The 24394-nt window shown below is 64.7% G+C and carries 21 protein-coding genes; 16 read left to right on the top strand and 5 right to left on the bottom strand.

Annotated elements, in window-relative coordinates:
• The first annotated feature begins 23 nt into the window (after window positions 1–23).
• The 13 genes from betB to JDO7802_RS05560 all read left to right on the top strand — a co-directional run bounded on the left by betB (window position 24) and on the right by JDO7802_RS05560 (window position 14085).
• Window positions 24–1481 (top strand): betaine-aldehyde dehydrogenase, encoded by a 1458-nt coding sequence (betB, locus tag JDO7802_RS05620; RefSeq protein ID WP_055083511.1) that lies wholly within the window; start codon window positions 24–26, stop codon window positions 1479–1481.
• Window positions 1481–1726 carry a DUF6552 family protein gene (locus tag JDO7802_RS05615; RefSeq protein WP_055083509.1) on the top strand — a complete coding sequence of 82 codons (246 nt, stop codon included), beginning with the start codon at window positions 1481–1483 and terminating at the stop codon, window positions 1724–1726. The genes betB and JDO7802_RS05615 overlap by 1 nt, the downstream gene beginning before the upstream one ends.
• Window positions 1723–3378: a choline dehydrogenase gene (gene betA / locus JDO7802_RS05610; protein WP_055083507.1), complete on the top strand. Its 1656-nt coding sequence runs from the start codon at window positions 1723–1725 to the stop codon at window positions 3376–3378. The genes JDO7802_RS05615 and betA overlap by 4 nt, the downstream gene beginning before the upstream one ends.
• A gap of 94 nt (window positions 3379–3472) precedes the next feature.
• A complete protein-coding gene (locus tag JDO7802_RS05605; protein ID WP_055083505.1) occupies window positions 3473–4372 on the top strand; it encodes an MBL fold metallo-hydrolase in 900 nt (299 codons plus the stop codon).
• A 10-nt stretch (window positions 4373–4382) separates the two neighbouring features.
• Window positions 4383–4775 carry a rhodanese-like domain-containing protein gene (locus JDO7802_RS05600; protein WP_055083503.1) on the top strand — a complete coding sequence of 131 codons (393 nt, stop codon included), beginning with the start codon at window positions 4383–4385 and terminating at the stop codon, window positions 4773–4775.
• Between the two features lie 219 nt (window positions 4776–4994).
• Window positions 4995–6578: an ABC transporter substrate-binding protein gene (locus JDO7802_RS05595; protein ID WP_055084734.1), complete on the top strand. Its 1584-nt coding sequence runs from the start codon at window positions 4995–4997 to the stop codon at window positions 6576–6578.
• An 82-nt stretch (window positions 6579–6660) separates the two neighbouring features.
• The gene (locus JDO7802_RS05590; RefSeq protein WP_055083501.1) at window positions 6661–7629 is read left to right on the top strand and encodes an NAD(P)H-binding protein; all 969 of its coding nucleotides are present in this window, start codon (window positions 6661–6663) and stop codon (window positions 7627–7629) included.
• 54 nt (window positions 7630–7683) lie between these two features.
• Window positions 7684–9234: an ABC transporter substrate-binding protein gene (locus JDO7802_RS05585; RefSeq protein ID WP_055083499.1), complete on the top strand. Its 1551-nt coding sequence runs from the start codon at window positions 7684–7686 to the stop codon at window positions 9232–9234.
• A 36-nt stretch (window positions 9235–9270) separates the two neighbouring features.
• Window positions 9271–10113 carry a hypothetical protein gene (locus JDO7802_RS05580; protein WP_055083497.1) on the top strand — a complete coding sequence of 281 codons (843 nt, stop codon included), beginning with the start codon at window positions 9271–9273 and terminating at the stop codon, window positions 10111–10113.
• A 39-nt stretch (window positions 10114–10152) separates the two neighbouring features.
• Window positions 10153–11130, top strand: coding sequence for an ABC transporter permease (locus tag JDO7802_RS05575; RefSeq protein ID WP_055083495.1), 978 nt, complete (start codon window positions 10153–10155; stop codon window positions 11128–11130).
• Window positions 11127–12116, top strand: coding sequence for an ABC transporter permease (locus tag JDO7802_RS05570; protein ID WP_055083493.1), 990 nt, complete (start codon window positions 11127–11129; stop codon window positions 12114–12116). The genes JDO7802_RS05575 and JDO7802_RS05570 overlap by 4 nt, the downstream gene beginning before the upstream one ends.
• The gene (locus JDO7802_RS05565) at window positions 12116–13099 is read left to right on the top strand and encodes an ABC transporter ATP-binding protein (RefSeq protein ID WP_055083492.1); all 984 of its coding nucleotides are present in this window, start codon (window positions 12116–12118) and stop codon (window positions 13097–13099) included. The genes JDO7802_RS05570 and JDO7802_RS05565 overlap by 1 nt, the downstream gene beginning before the upstream one ends.
• Window positions 13096–14085 (top strand): ABC transporter ATP-binding protein, encoded by a 990-nt coding sequence (locus JDO7802_RS05560; RefSeq protein WP_055083490.1) that lies wholly within the window; start codon window positions 13096–13098, stop codon window positions 14083–14085. Before JDO7802_RS05565 ends, JDO7802_RS05560 begins: the two co-directional genes overlap by 4 nt.
• Before the next feature lie 19 nt (window positions 14086–14104).
• Here JDO7802_RS05560 and JDO7802_RS05555 read toward each other — a convergent pair whose 3' ends face one another.
• The 4 genes from JDO7802_RS05555 to JDO7802_RS05540 all read right to left on the bottom strand — a co-directional run bounded on the left by JDO7802_RS05555 (window position 14105) and on the right by JDO7802_RS05540 (window position 18297).
• The gene (locus JDO7802_RS05555; RefSeq protein WP_055083487.1) at window positions 14105–14881 is read right to left on the bottom strand and encodes an IclR family transcriptional regulator; all 777 of its coding nucleotides are present in this window, start codon (window positions 14879–14881) and stop codon (window positions 14105–14107) included.
• 4 nt (window positions 14882–14885) lie between these two features.
• A complete protein-coding gene (locus tag JDO7802_RS05550) occupies window positions 14886–16244 on the bottom strand; it encodes a TRAP transporter large permease (RefSeq protein WP_055083485.1) in 1359 nt (452 codons plus the stop codon).
• Window positions 16241–16927, bottom strand: coding sequence for a TRAP transporter small permease (locus tag JDO7802_RS05545; RefSeq protein WP_055084732.1), 687 nt, complete (start codon window positions 16925–16927; stop codon window positions 16241–16243). Before JDO7802_RS05545 ends, JDO7802_RS05550 begins: the two co-directional genes overlap by 4 nt.
• A 137-nt stretch (window positions 16928–17064) precedes the next feature.
• A complete protein-coding gene (locus JDO7802_RS05540; RefSeq protein WP_055083483.1) occupies window positions 17065–18297 on the bottom strand; it encodes a TRAP transporter substrate-binding protein in 1233 nt (410 codons plus the stop codon).
• Between the two features lie 124 nt (window positions 18298–18421).
• Here JDO7802_RS05540 and JDO7802_RS05535 point away from each other — a divergent pair, with 124 nt between their 5' ends.
• Complete coding sequence (locus tag JDO7802_RS05535) at window positions 18422–20038, top strand: GMC family oxidoreductase (protein WP_055083481.1); 1617 nt, start codon at window positions 18422–18424, stop codon at window positions 20036–20038.
• A gap of 53 nt (window positions 20039–20091) precedes the next feature.
• On the opposite strand, the gene putA is transcribed toward JDO7802_RS05535, so the two are convergent.
• A complete protein-coding gene (gene putA / locus JDO7802_RS05530; RefSeq protein ID WP_055083479.1) occupies window positions 20092–23040 on the bottom strand; it encodes a bifunctional proline dehydrogenase/L-glutamate gamma-semialdehyde dehydrogenase PutA in 2949 nt (982 codons plus the stop codon).
• A 133-nt stretch (window positions 23041–23173) separates the two neighbouring features.
• Between putA and JDO7802_RS05525 the strand changes: the two genes are divergently transcribed.
• Together JDO7802_RS05525 and JDO7802_RS05520 are read left to right on the top strand one after the other, a co-directional pair.
• On the top strand, window positions 23174–23635 hold the full coding sequence (locus tag JDO7802_RS05525) for an Lrp/AsnC ligand binding domain-containing protein (RefSeq protein WP_055083477.1): 462 nt from the start codon (window positions 23174–23176) through the stop codon (window positions 23633–23635).
• 213 nt (window positions 23636–23848) lie between these two features.
• On the top strand, window positions 23849–24394 hold a 546-nt coding region (locus JDO7802_RS05520), incomplete at its 3' end, for a flagellin N-terminal helical domain-containing protein (RefSeq protein ID WP_497706859.1).

Raw genomic sequence — 24394 nt, 5'->3', positions numbered from 1 at the left:
GGATAGCCCCGAGCGGAGAGACAATGACCCTGCCGAATGCCCAGCCGAAGGCCAGCCACTTCATCGACGGAGACTACGTCGAGGATGCCGCCGGCACGCCGATCCCCGTGATCTATCCCGCGACCGGAGAGACGATCGCCACCGTCCACGCCGCGACGCCGGCCATCGTGGATCGGGCGTTGGAGTCTGCCGTCCGGGCGCAGGCGCAATGGGCCGCGACCGACCCGGTGGAACGGGGGCGCATCCTGCGTCGCGCCGCCGACCTGATCCGCGACCGCAACCGCGAATTGTCCGTGTTGGAGACGTTGGACACCGGAAAACCCCTGCAGGAGACCCTTGTTGCCGATGCGACCAGCGGGGCGGATGCGCTGGAGTATTTCGGCGGTCTGGCCGCAGATGTGACCGGCACGACGATGCAGTTCGGCGGCGACTGGGCCTATACGCTCCGCAAGCCGCTGGGGGTCTGCGTCGGGATCGGGGCCTGGAACTATCCCACGCAGATCGCCTGCTGGAAGGGGGCCCCGGCGCTGGTCACGGGCAATGCGATGGTCTTCAAACCCTCCGAGACGACGCCGCTCTGCGCGTTGAAAGTCGCGGAGATCCTGCACGAGGCGGGATTGCCCGCGGGCCTGTTCAACGTGGTGCAGGGCATGGGCGAGGTCGGGTCCGCGCTGACCACCGATGCCCGCGTCGCCAAGGTTTCGCTGACCGGGTCGGTGCCGACGGGGCGCAAGGTGGCGGCCGCCGCGTCTGAAGGCATGAAACACGTCACGATGGAACTGGGCGGCAAATCCCCGATCCTGGTGTTCGACGACGCGAATATCGACGATGCGGTGTCGGGGGCGATCAACGGCAATTTCTATTCCTCGGGGCAGGTGTGTTCGAACGGGACGCGCGTTTTCGTGCAGGACGGCATGTTTCAGGATTTTCTGAAACGACTGAAGGCGCGGATCGGGGCGGCGACGATCGGCGATCCGATGGACGAGGCGAGTAATTTCGGGCCGATGACGACGCAGGCCCAGATGGAGATCGTGCTGCGCCACATCCAGACCGCACGGGACGAGGGCGCCGCCGTCCACGGCGGACAGCGTCTGGATCGTGACGGTTTCTGGATCGAACCGACCGTCCTGACCGATCTGACCGACGACATGACGTGCGTGCGCGAGGAAATTTTCGGGCCCGTCATGTCCGTCCTGTCCTTCGCCACGGAGGAGGAAGCGCTGGCCCGTGCCAACGACACGCAATTCGGCCTTTCGGCGGGCGTCTTCACCCGCGATCTGGCACGCGCGCACCGCGTCGCAACCGCGTTCGAGGCGGGCACCGTCTGGATCAACCAGTACAACCTGACGCCCGCGGGCATGCCCTTCGGCGGATCCAAGGCGTCCGGCATCGGGCGGGAGAATGCGCGCATGGCGATGGATCACTATACCGAGGCGCAGACGATCTACGTCGGCATGGGGCCTGTCGAGGCGGCGTTCTGATGGCTGTCATCCCCCCGCAGACCCCGCCCCGCGCGCCGGTCGATCTGGTCAAATGGGTTGCGACCGCGATCCAGCTTGTCGGCTATGGCCTGACCGGCCTGAATTACACGCCTTGGAACATCTACGCGTTCATCGTCGGCATCGCCTTGTGGTTCGCCGTGGGCGTGATGTGGAACGACCGCGCGATCATGGTCGTCCACGTCGGCGCATTCCTGTCTCTCCTGCTTGGATATCTGAACGCATGACCACAACCATCGCCGACTATGTCATCGTGGGTGCCGGAAGTGCCGGCTGCGCGATCGCCTATCGCCTGGCCGAAGCAGGGAAATCCGTTCTGGTGATCGAATTCGGCGGCACCGACATGGGGCCGCTGATCCAGATGCCCGGTGCCCTGTCGTTTCCGATGAACATGTCCACGTATGACTGGGGCTTTCAGTCAGAGCCCGAGCCGCACCTGGGCGGCCGGGTCCTTGCCACGCCGCGCGGCAAGGTCATTGGGGGGTCGAGCAGCATCAACGGCATGGTCTATGTCCGCGGTCACGCGCTGGATTACGAGCATTGGGAGGAAAGCGGCGCGGCCGGCTGGTCCTATGCCGACGTGTTGCCGTATTTCAAGCGGATGGAGCATTGGCACGACGGGGGCCACGGCGGCGACCCGACGTGGCGGGGCACGGACGGGCCGCTGCATGTGTCGCGCGGAACGCGGGAAAATCCGCTGTATCAGGCATTCGTCGATGCCGGTGCGCAGGCCGGGTATCAGGTGACCGATGATTACAACGGAAAGCAGCAGGAAGGCTTCGGCCCGATGGAGCAGACGGTGCACAACGGCATCCGATGGTCCGCCGCGAACGCCTATCTGAAGCCGGCCCGTGCCACCGGACGTTGCGACGTGATCCGGGGCATGGCCGAGCGGGTCGAATTCACCGACGGTCGCGCCACCGGCGTTCGGCTGGCGGGGGGGCAACTGATCGAGGCGCGGGCGGAGGTCATCATCGCCGCCAGTTCGATCAACTCCCCGAAACTGCTCATGCATTCCGGCATCGGCCCCGGCGCGCATCTGCGTGAGCATGGGCTGGACGTGCGCGTCGATCGCGCCGGCGTGGGTCAGAACCTGCAGGATCACCTGGAGATGTACATCCAGATGGCAGCGTCGCAGCCGGTGACCTTGTTCAAATACTGGAACCTGCTGGGCAAGGCCTATGTCGGGGCGCGGTGGTTGTTCACCAAGACCGGACCGGGGGCGACGAACAACTTCGAATCCGCGGCGTTCATCCGGTCGCGCGCGGGGGTTCGGTACCCGGACGTCCAATATCACTTCCTGCCTCTTGCCGTCCGCTACGACGGTCAGGCGGCGGCCGAAGGGCACGGGTTTCAGGCCCATGTCGGCCCCATGCGATCGACGTCGCGGGGCAGCGTGACACTGCGGTCCGGCAACCCGGCCGATGCGCCGAAGATCCTGTTCAATTACATGTCCGATCCGCAGGACTGGACGGATTTCCGCACCTGTATCCGCCTGACGCGAGAGATCTTTGCGCAGGATGCCTTCGCCCCATATCGCCGCCACGAGATCCAGCCGGGCGAAGACGTCGAAACCGACGCCGAACTGGATGTGGCCATCATGGAGCATGTCGAGTCGGCCTATCACCCGTGCGGCACCTGCAAGATGGGTGCCGTGGACGACCCGATGTCCGTGGTCGATCCGCAGTGCCGGGTGATCGGTGTCGATGGGCTGCGCGTGGCGGACAGTTCGATCTTTCCGCGCATCACCAACGGCAACCTGAACGGCCCGTCGATCATGGTGGGCGAAAAGGCGTCGGATCATATTCTGGGACGGTCCCTGCCGCGGTCGAATGCGGAACCCTGGATACACCCGGAGTGGCAGACCGAGCAGCGGTGAGGCGCTGATACAGCCGGTTTTCGACCCGACGATCCGGCGCGCGCGGAACTCTCGATCCCGATCGTTCGTTGCGATAGAAATGAGGTATTCGAATATGAAGTTTTCTCGCACGAGCGCGTCGCGCGGCCCCCGCTCTCCGGAGGTGACCGGCTTCTACGACGACGATACCGGCAGCATTCAATATCTGGTCGTCGACCCCGAGACCCGGACGGCGGCGTTGATCGATGTCGTGCTGGGTTTCGACCCGATGGGCGCGTCGACCCATTCGGACAACGTGGACGCCATCCTGCGGTATGCCAACCACGAAGGTGTCGAAATTGTCCGCATCCTGGACACCCATCCCCATGCCGATCACCTGATGGCTTCCTCCCTCCTGCGGGAGCGGTTGGGCGTGCCCAACGGGATCGGAGAGAAGGTCATCGAGATCGCGGACCTCTGGCGCGCCACCTACAACATGCCGGGCGCTTTCGATCCGAAGGCGGATTTCGACAACCTTTTCGCAAATGGTGACACCTTCGAGATCGGGGAATTGTCGGTGCGCGTCATGCTGTCGCCCGGCCATACGCTGGGGTCTGTCAGCTATGTCGTCGGCGATGATGCCGCCTTCGTGCACGACACGTTCATGCAGCCCGACGTCGGGACGGCGAGGGCCGACTTTCCGGGTGGAACGGCGTCGGATCTCTACGATTCCCTGCAGCGCATCCTGAAGCTGCCAGAGCAGACCCGCCTGTTCGTGGGGCATGATTACGGAACCGAATATCGGTCGATCCCCGCGTGGGAATCGACGGTCGCCGAACAGCGTCGGCACAACGCCCACATCGGTGGCGGGACACCGAAAGACGATTTCGTGAAGCGGCGCGAGGCGCGGGACAAGACCCTCGCCCTGCCGGACCGGATGCTGCACGTCCTGCAAATGAACCTCCGTGCGGGCCGATTGCCCGAGCCCGAGGACGACGGCAGCCGGTATCTGAAAATTCCAATGAACAAATTCTAGGGAGAGCGACATGGAAACCGAAAAGACCGAAAATGGCATTCTGGAACACTGGACGCCCGAAGAGGTCAGGACCGCCTTCGAGCGTGACGAGATCATCCTGATCGACGTGCGCACCCCGCAGGAGTTCAACGTCGAACGGATCGGGGGTGCCTTGCTTGCCCCCATGCAGGCGTTCCAGCCGAACCACATGCCCAGCCAGGCGGATAAGCGGATCGTGTTCCATTGCGGGTCCGGGGTGCGGTCGGGCAAGGTCGCGACGCAATGTCTTCGAAGCGGCGTCGACCGGATCGCGCATATGACCGGCGGGCTTGGCGCCTGGAAGGAAGCCGGTTTCGAGTACACCGGAACGGACATGGCCACCGGCGCGCCCAAGACGATGAGCCAGGCGACCGGCAAGGACTGACCTGTCAACCGGGGGCGGCCGGACATCGGGTGCCTCCGGGTGGCGGAGCCTACGTCGAGAACAATTCCACCGCGGCGATCGGAAAGATCCGATCAAAACCGAGGGGAAACGTCCGTGCACGACCGCCGCCTCCCCTTGCACCCGCCTGCGAAACCCTGTTCCCTCCGCGGCATGAGCCCCGACAGAGGGCACGAACCAACACGGGAGAACACGATGTTCATGTTACGCACGACCGCAATGCTTACGCTCGCTACGCTGGCGACCGGGGCCTATGCCGATGCGCATTCGACGACGCTCAAGTGGGCGCGCGCGGGCGACAGCCTGACGCTGGACCCGCACGCCCAGAACGAAGGGCCGACGCATACGCTGGCCCATCAGATCTATGAGCCGCTTATCATCCGCGACGTCACCGGCGAGTTCGAGCCGGCGCTGGCGACCGACTGGGCCCCTTCGGAAAGCGATCCCAACGTCTGGACGTTCAATCTGCGCGAAGGCGTGAAATTCTCGGACGGGGCCGATTTTACCGCCGAGGACGTCGTCTTCAGCTTTGAACGGGCCAAATCCGAAACCTCCGCAATGAAGGAGCTTTTGACCTCCATCGTGGAAATCCGCGCGGTCGACGATTACACTGTGGAATTCGTCACCGACGGGCCGAATCCGATCCTGCCAGCGAACTTCACCAACCTGTTCATGATGGACAAGGATTGGGCGGAAGCCAACGACGTGGTGTCCGTGCAGGACATCGCCAACGGCGAGACGACCTTCGCCGCCACCAACGCCAACGGCACCGGGCCGTATACCGTCGCCAGCCGGGAGCCGGACGTGAAAACCGTGCTGGAGGCGAACCCCGACTATTGGGGCGTCGGGGAATTCCCGCTGGGCTACACCACGATCGAATACACGCCGATCCAGAACGCCGCGACGCGTGTCGCCGCCCTTCTGTCGGGCGAGGTCGATTTCATTCAGGACGTCCCCGTTCAGGACCTGGGCCGCGTGGGCGAGACCGGGGGGCTGGTCGTCAAGACCGCGCCGCAGAACCGCGTGATCTTCCTGGGCATGAATATGGGGGCCGACGATATCGAGCGTGACAACGTCGACGGGGCGAACCCATTTGCAGACGTGAACGTGCGCCGCGCGATGAACCTGGCGATCAACCGCGATGCCATTCGGCAGGTGGTGATGCGCGGCCAGTCGCAGCCCGCGGGCATGATCGCGCCGCCCTTCGTCAACGGCTGGACCGAGGAGTTGGACGCCGTTCAGCCCCAGGACGTCGAGGCCGCCAAGGCGCTGATGGCCGAAGCCGGATACGGCGACGGGTTCACGGTGCAGATGGACTGCCCGAACGACCGCTACGTCAACGATGAAGCGATCTGTCAGGCTGTCGCGGGGATGCTGGGCCAGATCGGCATCACCATCAACCTGAACGCGCAGTCCAAGGCGCTGCACTTCCCGCTGATCCAGAACGGCACGACCGATCTGTACCTGCTGGGTTGGGGCGTACCGACCTACGACAGCGAATACGTCTTCAACTTCCTGGTGCACAGCAAGGAAGGCGATCGCGGATCGTGGAACCCGACCGGATTTTCGAATGCGGACGTGGACGCCAAGATCGTCAGCCTGTCGTCGGAGACCGATCTGGACGCGCGCAACGCGACCATCGGGGAAATCTGGAACGTCGTGCAGGACGAGCAGTTGTATCTGCCGCTGCACCACCAGGTCCTCAACTGGGGCATGACCGAAAGCGTCGGCACCGAGGTCAGCCCGGAAGACGATCCGAAGTTCAAGCACTTCTCGGTCAACTGAGACCGCTCGACATCGTGGAAGGGGGCACCTGTGGGTGCCCCTTTTCGTTTGCGCCCGGCGCGGCGTTTCGCAATCGTCAGGCATGAGCGAATTGCGCATCCTTCTGGCCGGGGCGACCGGCACCATCGGCCGGGCGGTCGCGGCCGAACTGGCGGGGCGGGGCCACGACGTCACCTGCCTGGTGCGGCACGATCCCGGCGACTTGCCGCAGGCCGCGCAAGCGTCTCTCGCCGTGCCGGATGGCGCGCGGTTCGATGCCGTGGTGTCCTGCATCGCGTCGCGCACCGGCGTGGCGACCGATGCCTGGGCCGTGGATCATCGGGCGAACCTGGCAGTGCTGGAAACGGCCAGGGCCTGCGACGCGACACGGTTCGTCCTGCTTTCGGCGATTTGCGTGCAAAAGCCCGAACTGGCGTTCCAACATGCCAAGCTGGCGTTCGAAGGTGACTTGCGCGCCTCCGGCCTCGACTGGACGATCGTGCGACCGACGGCTTTCTTCAAGTCACTGTCGGGACAGGTCGCGCGGGTGCGGGCGGGCAAGCCGTTCCTGGTGTTCGGGAACGGGCGCGCAACGGCATGCAAACCGATCGGCGACCGCGATCTGGCGGCCTTTATCGCCGATACGCTGATCGATCCGTCGGCGCGAAATGCCATCCTGCCCATCGGCGGGCCGGGTCCGGCGATCACGCCGCTGGATCAGGTCGCGATCCTGTCGGATCTGCTGGATCGACCGGTAAAGACGAAACATCTGCCGACCCGGATGATGGACGCCATCGTCGCGGGGCTGACGCTGGCCGGGCGGGTCGTGCCGCGTTTGCGGGCCAAGGCCGAACTGGCGCGGATCGGACGGTATTATTCGCGGGAGTCGATGCTGGTGTGGGATGCCGCGACCCGGACCTACGATGCCGACGCGACCCCCGAATACGGGGCCGAGACGTTGCGCGATCACTATGCCGCGCTGCTCGACGGGCGGCGCGTCCACGATGCTGGTCACCAGCAAGTGTTCCGGCCCGCCCGCGCGGATGGGGCGAAACAGCGATCCGGGACTTGACCCCATGCCCACTGGCGTCATCCTGACACGGACAATCATGGTGGGGATACAGACATGCGATCGATACTGACGGTGGCCATTTTGGCGGCGGCGCTTCCGGCGGGGGCGGCGGAGCTGCGTTTCGCCACCACGTCCGACCCCAACACGCTGGATCCGAACGCGGGCAATTCAGCCCCGGTCTTCAGCCTGCTGGGCAACGTGTACGAGGGTCTGGTGCGGCGCGGCCGCGGCATGGAGATCGAGCCGGCCCTGGCCACCGCCTGGGAGCCGATCGACGGCGGGGCCGGATGGCGCTTTACCCTGCGCGAGGGCGTCAAGTTCCACGGCGGAGAGGATTTCACCGCCGAGGATGTGCTGTTCAGCTATGAGCGCGCCTCCTCCGAGCAGTCGGATACCTCCAGCTGGTTCGCGGGGGTCGACCGGGTCGAGATCGTCGATCCGACCACGGTGGAATTCTATACCGAAACGCCGAACCCGATCTTCGTGGACGGTATCGCCAACTGGATGATGATGGACCAGGGCTGGGCCGAGACGAACGGGGCGGAGCGTCCCAACATCGAGCAGGGCAACTTCGCCACGCTGAACGCCAACGGTACGGGCCCCTACCGCATCACCGAACGCCAGCCGGGTCTGAAGACCGAGCTGGAGGCCTTCGATGGCTGGTGGGGAGAGGATCGCGGCAATGTGACCTCCGTCGTCTATACGCCGGTGCAGAATTCCGCGACCGCGGTCGCCGCCCTGCTGTCCGGAGAATTGGACCTGATCGAGCCTGTGCCGTTGCAGGACGTGCGCCGCGTGGCCGATGCGGACGGCGTCGACACGATCCAGGGGATCGAGGCGCGGGTCATCATGCTGGGGTTCCCGCATGATGCCGATGCGCTGATCGCCGGGGGCGAGGGCAATCCTTTCGCCGATGTGCGCGTGCGGCAGGCGGTGGCCAAGGCGATCAACGTGCCCGCCATTCTTCAGACGGTGATGCGCGGATCCGCCGAACAGGCGACGCAGTTGATCGGACCCGGCCTGCGCGGCTTTTCCGAGGCTGTCGGCCCGACGGAATACGACCCCGAGGGCGCAAAGGCCCTGCTGGCCGAAGCCGGATACGGCGACGGGTTCGCGTTTTCGTTCAAATGCACCAACGACCGCTATCTCAACGATGAGGCTGTCTGCACCGCGATCAACACGATGCTGGCGCAGGTGGGCCTGAAGCCCCTGTTCGAGACGATGCCGGTCGCGAACTACTGGCCCGCACTGCGCGCCGAGGATCACGACATGTACCTGCTGGGCTGGTCGCCGGGCACGTTTGACGCCGAACATCCCATCCGCTTCCTGCTGGCGACGCCGGACGAGGAGGCCAAGCTGGGGTCGTGGAACTTCGGCGGGTATTCCAACGCGCGCGTCGATGAATTGCTGCCGCAGATCCAGGCCGAGATCGATGAGACGGCGCGTCAGGCGATGATCGACGAATTGGTGCAGATAACGTCAGACGAGATGGCCTATGTCCCGCTCTATATCCAGCCGTTGGTTTGGGGCGTGAAGGCCGGAATGGAAGTCGTGCAGCGGCCCGACAACTTCCTGGTGCTGCGCTGGATCGAAATGCCCGAGTGACGTGACTCCGCATGGGGCGGCCCTAAATGTCGCCCCATGTCTGCAACACATCCCCATATCCCCCGCATCCTTCTGGCGTTCGATTTCGACCGGACGCTGGCCACCGATTCCGTCGAGGCGATCTGCGCCGCCTACGACATCGACCGATCCGACTGGGAACGCGACTTCGAGGAGGCGCTGGGCGACGGATGGGACGAAATCATTCGCCGGGGTCAGGCCCTGATCGATCTGGGACGCGCCCGCGGTCGGCCGTTGGGCCGGGACGTCATGGCAGACGCGGCCAAGCACATCAGGCTGTATGACGGTGTGATGGAGATGCCAGACCGCCTCCGCGCGGAAGTGGCCGAGGTGGTGGAGGGTGTCGAGCTGGAATTCGTCATCCTGTCCTCCGGCTTCGTGGAGATCATCGAGGCGAGCGGTATCGGGCCCGTGTTCGACCGGATCCTGGCGGGGGCATGGAAAGACGGCGACGACGGCGTCTTTTCGGGCGTCAAACGCATCATCGGCCACCCCCAGAAGGCGTTGTACCTGGAGGCGCTGGGCAAGGGCATTTCAGTCGATGGCGACAACGCCCCCGAACGCGCGGTCGATCCGGTCGATCCGGGCGACATGCACTGTCCTTTCGACCAAATGATCTATCTGGGCGACGGCGCGTCCGACCTGCAGGCCTTCGGGTTCCTGGGGCAGGCCGGCGGCCTGACGATCGCCATCGACAAGGACGGCGATTTCGATACGCCCGAGCAGACCCGCGCGCAGCGCGTGGATAATCTGGCCCCGCCGGATTATTCCGCGGGTGGGGAGCTTCTGCAGGCATTGACCCATGCGGTGCGGGCCGCGGCCCACAGGATCGCCCTGCGACGGATGGGTCTGGGTGAGTGACCGCTTGACCGCGGCGGTCTGGCGCGGGACACCCGTGGAATGCTTGCATACATCATTCGCCGTATCTTTCAGTCTATCATCGTCCTTCTGGCCGTCGGTCTTGTCGCGTTTTCGATGTTCCGTTTCGTCGGCGACCCGATCGAACAGCTTCTGGGTCAGGAACGCACTGTTCAGGATGTCGAACGTCTGCGCGAGGCGCTGGGCCTCAACGATCCGTTCCCGGTGCAATACGCCACCTTCCTGGGCCGCGCTGCGACCGGCGACTTCGGTATCAGCTATCGCCAGTCGCGCCCCGTCGCCGAAATCATCGCGGAACGCGCGCCCGCAACGCTGGAACTGGCCTTCGTGTCGGGTTTTCTTGCGCTGACGGTGGGGATCGGACTGGGCGTCTTCACCGCGATCCGGCGCGACGGCTGGGCGGCGAATGCGATCATGTCGCTGTCGCTGGTCGGGGTCAGTTTGCCGACCTTCCTGATCGGGATCTTGCTGATCTATGTCTTCGGCGTGCAACTCAGATGGCTGCCGACCTTTGGGCGGGGCGATGTCGTCGACCTGGGGTGGTGGACGACCGGATTTCTGACGACGAGCGGTCTGAAGTCGCTGATCCTGCCATCGATCACGCTGGGGCTGTTCCAGATGACCCTGATCATGCGGTTGGTCCGGTCGGAAATGCTGGAGGTGCTGCGGCAGGATTATATCCGCTTCGCGCGCGCCCGCGGCCTGTCCGCCAAATCCGTGAATTTCCGCCACGCGCTCAAGAATACGATGGTGCCGGTCATCACGGTGACGGGTCTGCAACTGGGGGCGATCATCGCCTTCGCCATCATCACCGAAACGGTGTTTCAATGGCCCGGTGTCGGTCTTTTGTTCATCAACGCGGTGCAGTTCGTGGATATCCCGGTGATGGCCGCCTATCTGATGCTGATTTCGGTGATGTTCGTGATGATCAACCTTCTGGTCGACATCCTTTACGTTTGGGTCGATCCGCGCCTGCGCATTGACGGGAGGCACACATGAGCGATCTGCCCGACGCCGCGCGCCAAGGCCCCAAGCCCACCGGACGACTGGAGGAGGCGGAGGTCGTCGCCCCATCGCGGTGGAAGACGATCTGGGACGCGGACATCAGCTATTCCTTCCGCCAGTCGCCCGTGGCAATGGGCGCGGCATTCGTCACGCTGGTTATGGTGCTGGCAGCGGTCTTTGCGCCCTTGGTGGCGACGACGAACCCGTTCGATCCGTCATCGCTGAACCTGATGAACGGCTTTTCTGCACCCGGCGTGCCGAATGCCTTCACCGGCGAGACGTTCTTTCTGGGCACCGACGATCAGGGCCGCGATGTTTGGTCGACGATCCTTTACGGCCTTCGCATCTCGCTGTTCGTGGGTGCGATGGCGGTGGCCTTTGCTATGATCCTGGGGATCACGCTGGGACTGCTGGCGGGCTATCTGGGCGGATGGACCGAGACCATCATCATGCGCGTCGCGGACGTGCAGCTGACGTTTCCGTCGATCCTGGTTGCGCTGCTGATCTTCGGGGTCGCGCGCGGCGTGATCCCCATCGAATACCGCGACCAGATGGCGATCTGGGTTCTGATCATCGCGATCGGGCTGTCAGACTGGGTGCAATTCGCCCGCGTCGTGCGCGGAGCCACCTTGGTCGAGAAGAACAAGGAATACGTGCAGGCCGCGCGCCTGATCGGCCGCAAGCCCGGTGCAATCATGCTGCGCCACATCCTGCCCAACGTGTTGTCGCCCGTGCTTGTCATCGCGACGATTTCGCTGGCACTGGCGATCATCGCCGAGGCGACGCTGTCATTTCTCGGCGTCGGCGCCCCGCCGACGCAGCCCAGCCTGGGCACGCTCATCCGCATCGGTCAGGATTTCCTGTTCTCGGGCGAATGGTGGATCTTGTTCTTCCCCGCCTGCACCCTGCTGGCGCTGGCGCTGTCGGTGAACCTACTGGGCGATTGGCTGCGCGATGCGCTGAACCCGAGGTTGCGCTGATGACCACACCCGTTCTCGAACTGAAAAACCTCACCGTCGATATCCCGACGCGTTTCGGCACCCTTCGGCCGGTGGACGACGTGTCGTGGTCCATCGACGCGGGCGAAATCCTTGGCGTCGTGGGCGAGTCCGGGGCGGGCAAGTCGATGACCGGGAATGCCGTGATCGGGCTGCTCGACTCTCCCGCCCATATTTCCGGGGGGCAGGTCCTGCTGGAGGGGGAGCGGATCGACCGTCTGAAGCTGTCCGATATGCGCCGGATCCGGGGCAAGCGGATCGGGATGGTGTTTCAGGATCCGCTGACGTCGCTGAACCCGCTGCTGACCATCGGGGAGCAGTTGAGCGAGACGATCCTGCGGCATCTGGACGTGAGCAACGCGGAGGCCGACGCGCGGGCGATCCGGGGTCTGGACGAGGTGGGCATCCCGAGTGCCAAGAACCGCATGGGGGCCTATCCGCACGAGTTCTCCGGCGGCATGCGGCAGCGCGTGGTGATTGCGCTGGCACTGTGTGCCGAGCCGACCCTGCTTATCGCGGACGAGCCGACGACGGCGCTGGACGTTAGTGTTCAGGCGCAGATCACCGCGCTCCTGAAACGGCTCTGCCGCGAACGGGGCATGGCGGCGATGCTGGTGACGCACGACATGGGCGTGATCGCGGAAACTGCGGATCGTGTGGCGGTGATGTATGCCGGGCGGCTGGCCGAAATCGGGCCCGTCAGCCAGATCGTGGGTCAGCCGCGCCATCCTTATACCGATGGTCTGATGGCCTCGACCCCCGCCGCGAGTGCGGGTCAGGCGCGTCTGCGGCAAATCCCCGGTGCGATGCCGCGTCTGGGCAAATTGCCCGACGGCTGCGCATTTCATCCGCGTTGTCCCTTCGTGCAGGACAAGTGTCGCCACGATCCCGGACCAAAGGTCGGGATTGCGGACGACCGCGCGGCCTGCTGGTTCCCGCTGGACGCGCAGGAGGACGTGGCATGACCGGTCTTGTGTCGATCAAGGGTCTGACGCGGGTGTTCGACGTGTCCAAACCCTGGCTGAACCGTATGATCGAGCGTTTGCCCAAGCGGATGCTGACTGCCGTGTCGGATGTCAGTTTCGATATTCCGGCCAAGACGACATATGCGCTGGTCGGGGAATCCGGGTCGGGCAAGTCGACCATCGGCAAGATGGTGGTGGGTCTGCTGCGCCCGACGGAAGGCAATGTAGAGATTGACGGTATCGATCTGGTGACGGAGACGGACCCGGCGATCATTGACCGTATCCGCACCGACATCCAGATGATCTTCCAGGATCCCTTTGCATCGTTGAACCCCCGCTGGCGGGTGCGCGATATCATCACGGAGCCGGTATCGGCGCGGGGCGGAAACATCGACGGTCTGGCCGAAAAGCTGTTGGTGCAGGTCGGTCTGGCCGAGGAAGATGCGGGCAAGTACCCGCATCAGTTTTCCGGCGGCCAGCGTCAGCGGCTTTGTGTTGCGCGGGCATTGGCGAGCGAGCCGAAACTGATCGTCTGCGACGAGCCGACCAGCGCGCTTGACGTGTCGGTGCAGGCGCAGGTCCTGAACCTGATGAGCGATCTGAAGGAAGACCACGGCTTGACGTATCTGTTCATCAGCCACGACCTGACGGTGGTGCGGCACATGGCCGACACGATCGGCGTGCTGTACCTGGGCCGTCTGGTGGAGGAGGCGTCGCCGACGTCGCTTTTCAACGAACCGGCCCATCCCTATACCGCAATGCTGATCGACGCGGCCCCGCGCCTGGACGCCTTTGGGCGGGAGGTGGAGCCGCCCGAGGGGGAAATCCCCGATCCGACCGATCCGCCGTCGGGGTGCGCATTCCATCCGCGTTGCCCGCTGGCGACCGACATCTGCAAGGCGGAGCGTCCCAAGCTGACACCGCACGGCGCGGGCCGGGTCGCGTGCCATCATGCGGGGCAGGTTCGGCTGAAAGGCGCGGCCTGATCCGGACCGCGGGGCGCGATCAGTCCCCGGTGGTACGAACCATCGCCGAAAGCTGCCGCGCGGCGTCCTTGAGCAGGGGCAGATAGCCCAGCGCCCTTTCAAGGTCGATGCGCACGGTCGGCGCATGGAACGACAACGTGGCAAGCAGGCGACCGTTCTGATCCTCGATCGGGACCGCGACGGCGATCATGTCTTTCATGAATTCGCCCCGGTCGGTGGCGTAGCCGCGCGCGCGGGTGCGGTCGATCGCGGCAAGCAGGTCGGACCTCGTGGTGTATGTCCCCGGGGCCCGCCGCTCCAACTCGGTCGCGTCCAGATAGCTGTCCAGTTCCCGCTGGGCCATGGTCGACAGGAACATCTTGCCCGATGCGGTGCAGTAGAAGGGAACGCGGGTGCCCGTGGGCAGCTGGATCCGCAGCGGCCATTCGGTCTCTACCCGTTCCAGATAGGTCATGCTGTCGCCGTCGGGGATGGCGATGTTGCATGTCTCCCCGATCTGGGTCGACAGACGCGTCAGAATGGCCTGACGGGCGGCGCGGGTGCGCGACGACGACAGGACACCGCCGGCCAGACCGCGCAGGCGTCGGCCCGGAAGATAGGCGCGGCCCCCGATGTCGCGTTGCAGGAACCCCTCTTCGACCAAGGTCGAAAAAAGGCGGTGGATCGTGGGTTTGGGCAGGCCAAGGGTTTCGTTGACCGTGGTCGGCGTCACCGGTTCGCCCGCACGGGCCACCTCCTCCAGAACGAGGAGGAGGCGCAGGTTCGTTGGGATGGGGTCGTTCCGCTGGCCGTCCATGGGCTTACCTGTCGGGTAGCAGCGCCGTCGAAAGCTCCGGCACCAACGCGACGACGATCCAAACGGTGATCAGCGCCACAAGATACGGGACGGTATAGGGGAGCAGTCTGAAATAGGGAACGCCCGTAACCCCCGATGCGACATAGAGGTTCAGACCATACGGCGGCGTGATGAACCCGATGGACGCCCCCACAAGGAAGATGACGGCGAACTGCACCGGCTCCACCCCGACGCCGTGGGCGATGGGGGCCAGGATCGGGGCCAGGATGATCGTCACCGGCAGGGACTCGAGCACCATGCCGGACACGAAGACGATGGCCATCGCGGTGAACAAGACGGCGTAGTAGCCGCCCATCCCCGTCACGAATTCGGAGATGACCGCCTGCGCGCCCAGGACCGACAGGATCTGCTGCATGACCACGGACACGGCGATCAGCGGCGCGAGGATGCCGGTGATCTGCGCCGAGCGCATGGTGATCGACGGAAGTTCAATCGGGGAGAAGCCCTGCACCAAGAAGAATTCGCCGAAGGATTTCTCCTCGACGCTTCGATCCTCGCTCAGCCCGAACAGGCGGTAGAGCGGCAGGCAGATAAAGCCCACGATGATGCAGAACCCCACCGTCACGCCCGCCGCTTCCGTCGGGGAGAATTTGCCGGTGTAGATGCCCCAAAGGACCAGGCCGATGGCGAAAAAGCCCAGCCAGGCCCCGATGAACGTCTTGAGGATCCGTACCGGCGACAGGCCGATCAAGACGCCCCATTTGTTCTTCCACGACAAAAGGAACGCCGCACTCATCATTGCCAGCACCATCATCGAACCGGGGATGATGCCCGCCACGAACAGGTCGGAGATCGGCAGGTTCAGCAAGAAGCCGTAGACGATGAAGATGATCGACGGCGGAATGATGATGCCCACCGTCCCGCCGGCGGCGGCGGTGGCGGCCGAGAACCGTTCGTCGTAGCCGCCCTTGACCATTTCGGGATGCAGCATCGAGCCGATGGTCGCAGTCGTGGCCGAGTTGGAGCCCGAGATCGCCGCAAACAGACCGCAGGCCCCGAGCGCCGCCATCGACAGGCCGCCGCGCATCCAGCCCAAGCAGGCATAGGCATAATCCGACAACCGCCGCGCGATGCCGGACCGGTTGATGAGGTCGCCGGTCAGGATGAACAGCGGCATCGCAAGCAGGGCGAAGCCGTCGGTAAACACATTGGTCAGTGCCGCCCCGACATTCAAAAGCGGCAGCGACAACAGGAACGACATACCGATCACCCAGTAGCCGATCACCAGAAAGACCGGCACGCCCAGCATGAAAAGGATGGTGACCCCGATGGAGATCAGCGTGACGATGGTTCCGTCGCTCATGCGTCACCCCCGATCACGGCCTGTTCGATCAGCGGCGCGCCCGCGCGGAAATTGCGCAGGTCGGCAAACAGGTTTTCGAACACGCGCCCCGACAAAAGCAGGAACGCGACGGGCACGGTGGCCAGGAACCACCACTGCATCACGTCGTTGGTGCCGGCCATGAAGCGGAAGTTGGCCGCCGCCTCGACCGTTTTCCAGAAGGTCGTGACGATGACCACCCAGGCGAAGCCGAGCCACAGCAGGGCATCGAGCACCAGGCAGGCGATCTGGCCCTTGGCGGGCATCGCGGTGCGGAATTCGGCGAAGGCCAGATGGGTGCGCAGCTTCACGTTATAGCTGCAGCCGACCCACGTCATGATAAGAAACAGGAACGGCGGCAGCGTCGTCGACCAGGGCGGTTGCCCCGAGAGATAGAAGCGCTGGATCACGCCGGCGAAGATAATGCCGCCGATTGCGAGATAGGCGACGACCATCACCGTCTGTTCGAGATACCGCTCGGTGAAGGTTACCGTGCGGTAGAGCCACATCACCGCCAGACCGCCAAGCACCGTGATCAGGAATCCCAGCACCCAGACCGAAGCCGCGTTCTGGCGCAAAGCATCGGCCAGGCCGAATGCATCGCCGTTGAACATCCATTCGGAGAGCCCCCCGAAGATGGCGCCCATTCCCTCGAACCATCCCATCGACATGCCCTCCCAAGCCGTCGGCGACCCTCCCGGTCGCGCGTGGCGATCCTAGACCGGGTGGCCGGTTTCGTCTCGCCTTGTGAAATCGGGCGCGGTGGACGCGCCCGATCCGATGTCGTGTCGATCCGTTCGGATCAGGCCTTCCACCAACGCCGGGGCTCGACGTTTTCGGGCAGGGTGTCCTCCGGGATGGACCGTGCGGCGGCCTTGATGCCTTCGTAGGTATCGAGCCCCCCCGACCACCCGTTCAGACGCTCGCGCCATTGTTCCCAGGCGGCGGGCTGGAACTCGGGCGAGCACATTTCCTCGGCTTTGCGGATTTCCTCGGCCGAAAGGTCGGCGACGCGCACGTTGTTCTGCTCGAAGATGGTTCCGGGCAGCTGCGGGGTCGAGAAGCCGACGGTCTTGACCAGAGCCGCCTCGTTGGCGGCCTGCACGTGGACCTGTGCGAGGTAGGCCGACTCCATGACCGCGTCCTGCAATTCGCCCGACAGCCCGTCGAAGGCGCTGGCCGACATGGCGGTATGTTCGGTGCCGCAGAAGAACCGCAGGTCGACCGACTGGGTCACGACCGGGGCCATGTTGGCGTAGGCCACGGCCGAAGCCCAGGTCTCGGCTCCGTCGATCAGACCTTGCTTGAGACCGTCGAGCGTTTCCTCCCAGGCGACGGGCACGGGGTTGAGGTTGAGAAGCTCCATCGCGATGCGGCCCAGCTGCGTGCCGGTCACGCGGTTCTTGGTGCCGAACAATTCCTCGATCGAGGTGACGGTCGGCTTGTCTGCGAACGTCGATCCGGTCTGGATGCCGCGCAATTCCGCGTGGGTGAAGAGAAACTTCAGGCCGTGCCGCTTCTCGTAGGGGTCGCGCAGCAGGCTGACCGACTCGGGGCTGTAGAAGAAGTTGTACTGATCCGCCCGGCTGCGGAACATGTAGGCATAGTCCAGAACGTTCAGATACGGTGCGCCACCGGCGGAGTTCTGGGTCGAGGCGGCGTACATGTCGACGATGCCCGACTGGGTCTTCTCGACGCAGGACGTCTGTCCGCAGATCTGGTTGTTGCCGATGAACTCGACCCGGATCTCCCCATCCGAGCGGCTCTCCAGGTCGCGGGCAAACTCGAGCACGCCGGCCCGTTCGATCAACAGGTTCTCGGGGTTGAAGCCGGCAGCACCCAGCTTGAACGTGTGTTTTGGCTCCTTGGCGAACCGCTTGTCATAGCTGGACTCGGCCGCGCGGGCGACGTCGGCCAGGGTGACTGCGCCGGTCAGGGCCGATGCCCCCAGGACGACGGACGACAGACCGTATTGGCCCGACAGTTTGAATAGGTCGCGACGGGAAATCCCGCGCAGAGCGTTGGACGCTTTCATGTGTGTATACCTCCCTAAGGCTGCAAATATGATACTTGCAGTCTCAATAATCAGCACTCTAGACTGCATGTGACAAGCTTTTCTTTCGCGAAGGGCCAAGAAATCGGGATGGGAAGGACGGCAAATGGCGGACCAAACGACAGATTATGTCGTCGTCGGCGGCGGCTCGGCGGGTTGCGTCCTGGCCAATCGCCTGTCCGCCGATCCCGGCAACAAGGTTGTCCTGCTGGAGGCGGGGGGACGCGACTGGAACCCGTGGATCCATGTGCCCGTCGGATATTTCAAGACGATGAACAACCCGTCTGTCGATTGGTGTTACCACACCGAACCCGATCCGGGACTGAACGGGCGGTCGATCAGCTGGCCACGCGGGAAGGTGCTTGGCGGGTCGTCGTCGCTCAACGGGCTGCTGTATGTCCGCGGACAGGCGCAGGATTACGACCGCTGGCGTCAGATGGGCAACCGCGGATGGGGCTGGGACGAGGTGCTGCCGCTGTTCAAACGGTCCGAACGGCAGGAACGCGGGGCCGACGCGTTCCACGGCTCGGACGGGGAATTGTGGGTGTCGAACATGCGCCTGCAGCGACCCATCTGCGATGCTTGGGTCGCGGCGGCGCAGGCGGCGGGCTATCCGTTCAACCCCGACTACAACGGGGCCGATCAGGAAGGTGCGTCGTATTTTCAGCTGACGACGCGAAACGGGCGACGGTGTTCCGCCGCCGTCGCCTTCCTCAACCCCGCACGGGCGCGCGACAACCTGACGATCCTGACCAATGCGGCCGCGACGCGACTGATTCTGGAAGGCACGCGCTGCACCGGCGTCGCGTATCGCGATCGTTCGGGGGCCGAACGGATCGTCAGGGCCAACCGGGAGGTCATCGTGTCGGGCGGATCGATCAATTCGCCACAGCTTCTGATGCTGTCGGGCATCGGGGAAGCGGCGCAGCTGCGCGAGCACGGGATCGAGGTGAAGGTCGATCTGCCGGGCGTGGGCAAGAATCTGCAGGACCACCTGCAAGCGCGGCTGGTGTTCAAGTGCAACGAGCCCACCCTGAACGACGAGGTGCGCAGCCTGGTCGATCAGGCGAGGATCGCGCTGCGATACGCGCTGTTCCGGGCCGGACCGATGACGATGGCCGCGTCGCTCGCCACCGGGTTCTTTCGCACCGGCAATCACGTGGAGACGCCGGACATCCAGTTCCATGTTCAGCCCTGGTCCGCGGATTCACCCGGCGAGGGGGTGCATCCGTTTTCGGCCTTTACGATGTCGGTCTGTCAGCTGCGCCCCGAAAGCCGGGGGGAAATCCGTCTCGCCTCCGGCGAGGCGCAGGTCTATCCCAAGATCATCCCGCGGTACCTGTCGACCGAGACCGACTGCCGGACCATCGTGGCGGGCGTGAACATCGCCCGCCGCATCGCCCGGCACGCGCCGCTGGACGACAAGATTTCCGAGGAATTTCGCCCGACGTCGGACCTGTCGGTGGACGATTACGACGGCACGCTCGACTGGGCGCGGTCGAATTCGGTGTCGATCTACCACCCCACCGGAACGTGCAAGATGGGTCAGGGGCCGGGGGCCGTAGTCGACGACCGCCTGCGCGTTCACGGCATCACGGGCCTGCGTGTCGCCGATTGTTCCATCATGCCGGAGATCGTGTCGGGCAATACCAATGCCCCCGCGATCATGATCGGAGAGAAGGCATCGGATATGGTGCTGGAGGATGCGAAGGTCGGGGTTTGAGGGTGGGGGCATCGGCCCCTTCCCCAATGTCATCTTGCGCCGGAAAGGTCGGCTCAGGCCTCCATCGCGATCAGGGTCGCGTTGCCCCCCGCCGCCGTCGTATCGGTGCTGACCACCACCTCTTCCACGAACCGCGTCAGATAGAGTGGCCCGCCCGCCTTGGGTCCGGTTCCCGACTGGCCGTGCCCGCCGAACGGCTGGCTGCCGACGATGGCACCGATCTGATTGCGGTTGACATAGACGTTGCCGGCGGGGGCCCGTGCGGTGACGCGGGCGATGGTCGCGTCGATGCGGGAATGCAGCCCAAAGGTCAGGCCAAACCCCGTCGACGCAATTTCGTCCAGAACCTTGTCGATCTGCCCGGCCTTCCAGCGTTTGACGTGCAGGACGGGGCCAAACACCTCTTCCTTCAGCGTCTCGTCCTGGCGCAGTTCGATGATCGTGGGCGGCAGGAACAGGCCCTCGGGGGCGGTGCCCTGCCAGTGGACATCATGCTTGGCGACGTGATCCTGCAACCGCTTCAGGGCGTCGGCGTCGATGATCGGACCCACGTCCGTAGCGGGATCCATGCCGTCGCCCATGGTCAACGTCGCGGCCGCGCCCGCGATCATTTCCAGCATTCGGTCGGCCACATCTTCTTGGACATAGAGGATGCGGCAGGCCGAACACCTTTGCCCGGCCGAACGGAAGGCAGAGGCGACGACATCGCGCGTCACCTGTTCAGGCAAGGCCGTGGCATCGACGATCATCGCGTTCACGCCGCCGGTTTCCGCGATCAGGGGCACGATCGCCCCGTCGCGGTTTGCAAGGTCGCGGTTGATCGCCTTGGCGGTCGCGGTGGATCCGGTGAAGGCGACGCCGGCAAGGGCCGGGTGCGCCATCAGCGCCTGTCCGACTTCCACCCCGCCGGGGGCGAGGATCAGCGCGTCTTCGGGCACGCCCGCCTTGTGCAGCAGCGCGATGGCCTGCGCCGCGATGCGGGGCGTCTGCGGTGCCGGCTTGGCGACGACGGCATTGCCGACCGAAAGGGCCGCCGCCGTCTGTCCCAGAAAGATGGCCAGCGGGAAGTTCCAGGGCGCGACGGTGACGAACACGCCCCGACCGCGCGCGTGCCAGCGGTTCTGTTCCCCGGTGGGGCCCGGCAAGTCGCGCGGTGTGCACAGCGCCTCGGCCTCGTCGGCATAGAAGCGCAGGAAATCGACGGCTTCGCGAAGTTCGGCGATACCGTCATCCACGGTCTTGCCCGCTTCGCGCGCCAGGGTCGCCATCAGGGCGGCGCGGTTTTCTTCCAGCAGATCCGCGGCGCGGCGCAGGGCGGCGGCACGGGTGGCGACGGGGGTATCGCGCCACGCGGGGGCGGCACGTGCGGCGCGGGTCATCGCCGCATCGACGTCCTTGGCCGTAAGCGGGACCACCTCGCGGGCGTTCGGGGCCGCCCGCATGTCGCGCGCCAACGCATCCAGATCGCGGCGCAGGCCCCATTCCATCCCGCTGGAATTGAGCCGCCCACCGAACAGCGCGCCGGGCATCGGAATACGCGGGTGGCGCGGGGTCGCATCAAGATCGTCGGGGAAGTAGAGAACATCCTCGATCGGCACGTCCTTATCGCCCGCTTTGGCGACGAAACTGGTCGACGCCCCGTTTTCCAGCAGTCGCCGTACCAAATAAGCCAGTAGATCGCGGTGACCGCCAACGGGCGCGTAGATGCGGCAGGTGACATCGTGCTGCCGCGTCACCGCGTCGTACAGGCTTTCGCCCATGCCGTGCAGGCGCTGGAATTCGAAGCCCCCGGCCGCCTCGCCGGTGCGATCCGCCGTTTCCAGAATCTGGGCGATCGACAGGGCGTTATGAGTGGCGAACTGGGGAAACAGATGCGGACGCAGGGCCAGCATCCGCTTGGCGCAGGCCAAAAAGTTGAGGTCGGTCACCTCCTTGCGGGTGAATACCGGATAATCGGCATGACCCTCGACTTGCGCATGTTTGACCTCCGTATCCCAATAGGCTCCCTTGACCAATCGGACCATCAGGGTCTGCCCATGGGCGCGGGCCAGGTCGGCGGCCCAGTCGACCGTGGCGAGGGCGCGCTTGCCATAGGCCTGAATCGCCAGGCCAAAGCCGTTCCAATCGCGCAGCGCGTTGTCGGCGAAGGCCATCTCGATCACGTTGAGCGACAGCTCCAACCTGTCCTGTTCTTCCGCGTCGACGGTGAAGTTCAGGTCGTAAGCCTTGGCCTGTTTCGCCAGATCCACCAGGATGGGCACCAGATCGCGCAGGACGGCGTCGCGGTTGCGCGGCTCGTACCGCGGATGCAGGGCGGACAGCTTGACCGAGATGCCGGGTCGGTGCGGCAACGGGCGGTTGCCGGCAGCCTTTCCGATGGCAGCGATCGCATCGGAATAGGACTTGGCGTAGCGCTTCGCGTCGGCGTCCGTGCGGGCCCCTTCGCCCAGCATATCATAGCTGTAGAGGTGGCCTTTCCCCTCCTGCTCGCGGGCGCGTTTCAGGGCGTCCGCGATGCTTTCGCCCAGGACGAACTGATGACCCATGAAGCGCATCGCCTGCTGAACCCCGGTCCGCACCGCCGGGGCACCGATGCGCCGCGTCAACCCACCCAGAACGCCGGGCACCGTGTCACCGGGCCGCAAAAGCCGGCTGGACAGCCCCAGACCCCAGGTCGCCGCCGACACCAGCCAAGCATCCGACGGCTCGTGACCATCCCAGTCGCCCGCGCCGATCTTGTCGGCGATGAGCGCGTCTTGCGTCGATCGGTCGGGCACGCGCAGCAGCGCCTCGGCCATCGCCATCAGGGCAAGGCCTTCGCGCGTCGATAGATCGTAGTCGCGCAGAAAATCTTCCAGCCCGCCGATCCGGGTCCGTGCGCCGCGAATCGTCTGGATCAATTGGGCGGCGGTATCGCGGGTGCCCGGCGACACGGTCGCATGAGGCAGAAGGGCCGCGATCAGCGTTTCATCGGCTGGGGCATAGGGGGCGGAGAACGGCATGGATCGGGTCCTCGGGATAGGGTCGATTCAGTGAATACGCCGGCGAAGACCGTGAATCTCACCAAAGAATTCGCAAGTCCTATCATTTCGGATATGGATTCGCGACACAGGGTGGCAGGGACCGAGAAAAACGATGGACCTCGACAGATTCGACCGGACGATTCTCACCATTCTGCAGGGCGAGGGGCGAATCGCGATCACCGCGCTGGCCGAACGCGTCGGCCTATCGCCCAACGCCACGGCGGAACGGATGCGGCGGCTGCAACGTGAGGGCGTGATCACCGGGTTTCGCGCGACGCTGGACCCGGCGGCCTTGGGCCGCGGCCTGACCGCCTTCGTGGAGGTCAAGCTGGACCGGACGTCGTCCGAGGTATTCGACAATTTCGCCCGCGTCATCCGGCAAATGGACGGGGTCGAGGAATGCCACATGGTGGCGGGGGGCTTCGACTATCTGCTCAAGACCCGGCACCGGGACATGGCGGCGTATCGCGCGTTCCTCTCCGATACCCTCGTCGATCTGCCCGGCGTGCGCGAGACGCGGACCTACGCGGTGATGGAGGCTGTGGTCGAGAGCGGTGTCCTGCCTCTAGCATAGCGCCAAGACCATTCAAATGCAGGTGAAATCGCCGCATTTCTGCCATTTGGCGTTAAGTCACGCTTAAGATGAACCGCGTAGCACGGACTTGCCGAAAATGGCGATCAGGAGGTGTGCGGCACGGTGCCGGACCCTCAAGACAGAATGTCGATCTGTCCGCACCAGCGGACGTCTTAGGCCCGCGAAGCGGGCACATTCACGTGAGGAATAAACATGTCCAGCATTCTGACGAACAACGGCGCAATGGTCGCGCTGCAGACGCTGCAATCCATCAACAAGAACCTGGGCATGACCCAGTCCGAAATCTCGACCGGCAAGTCGGTCGCCAACGCCAAGGACAACTCGGCCGTCTGGGCCATTTCCAAGCAGATGGAATCGGATGTCCAGGGCTTCAAGGCCATCTCCGACAGTCTCAACTTGGGCGAGTCGACTGTCGCCGTCGCCCGGAACGCGGCCGAGTCGATCACCGACCTGCTGACGGATATGAAGGGCAAGATCGTTGCCGCTCAGGAAGACAACGTCGACCGTGACAAGATCCAGACCGACATCGTCGCTCTGCGCGAGCAGATCGGATCCATCGTCGGTGCGGCCCAGTTCAACGGCCTGAACCTCATCAACGGTGAAAGCGGCGACGTCGACGTGTTGTCCTCGCTCGACCGCAGTTCCGATGGGACGGTCAAGGCCTCCAGCATTTCGGTGGCCGAGCAGAACCTGTCGATCGGCGGCTATACCGCGAAGGCGGCGTTCACCGGATCAAGC

Source organism: Jannaschia donghaensis, assembly GCF_001403795.1.
Taxonomy (GTDB): Bacteria; Pseudomonadota; Alphaproteobacteria; order Rhodobacterales; family Rhodobacteraceae; genus Jannaschia; species Jannaschia donghaensis.
Note: the sequence above shows the minus strand (reverse complement) of the source record. Positions and strands in the feature narration are given on the sequence as shown.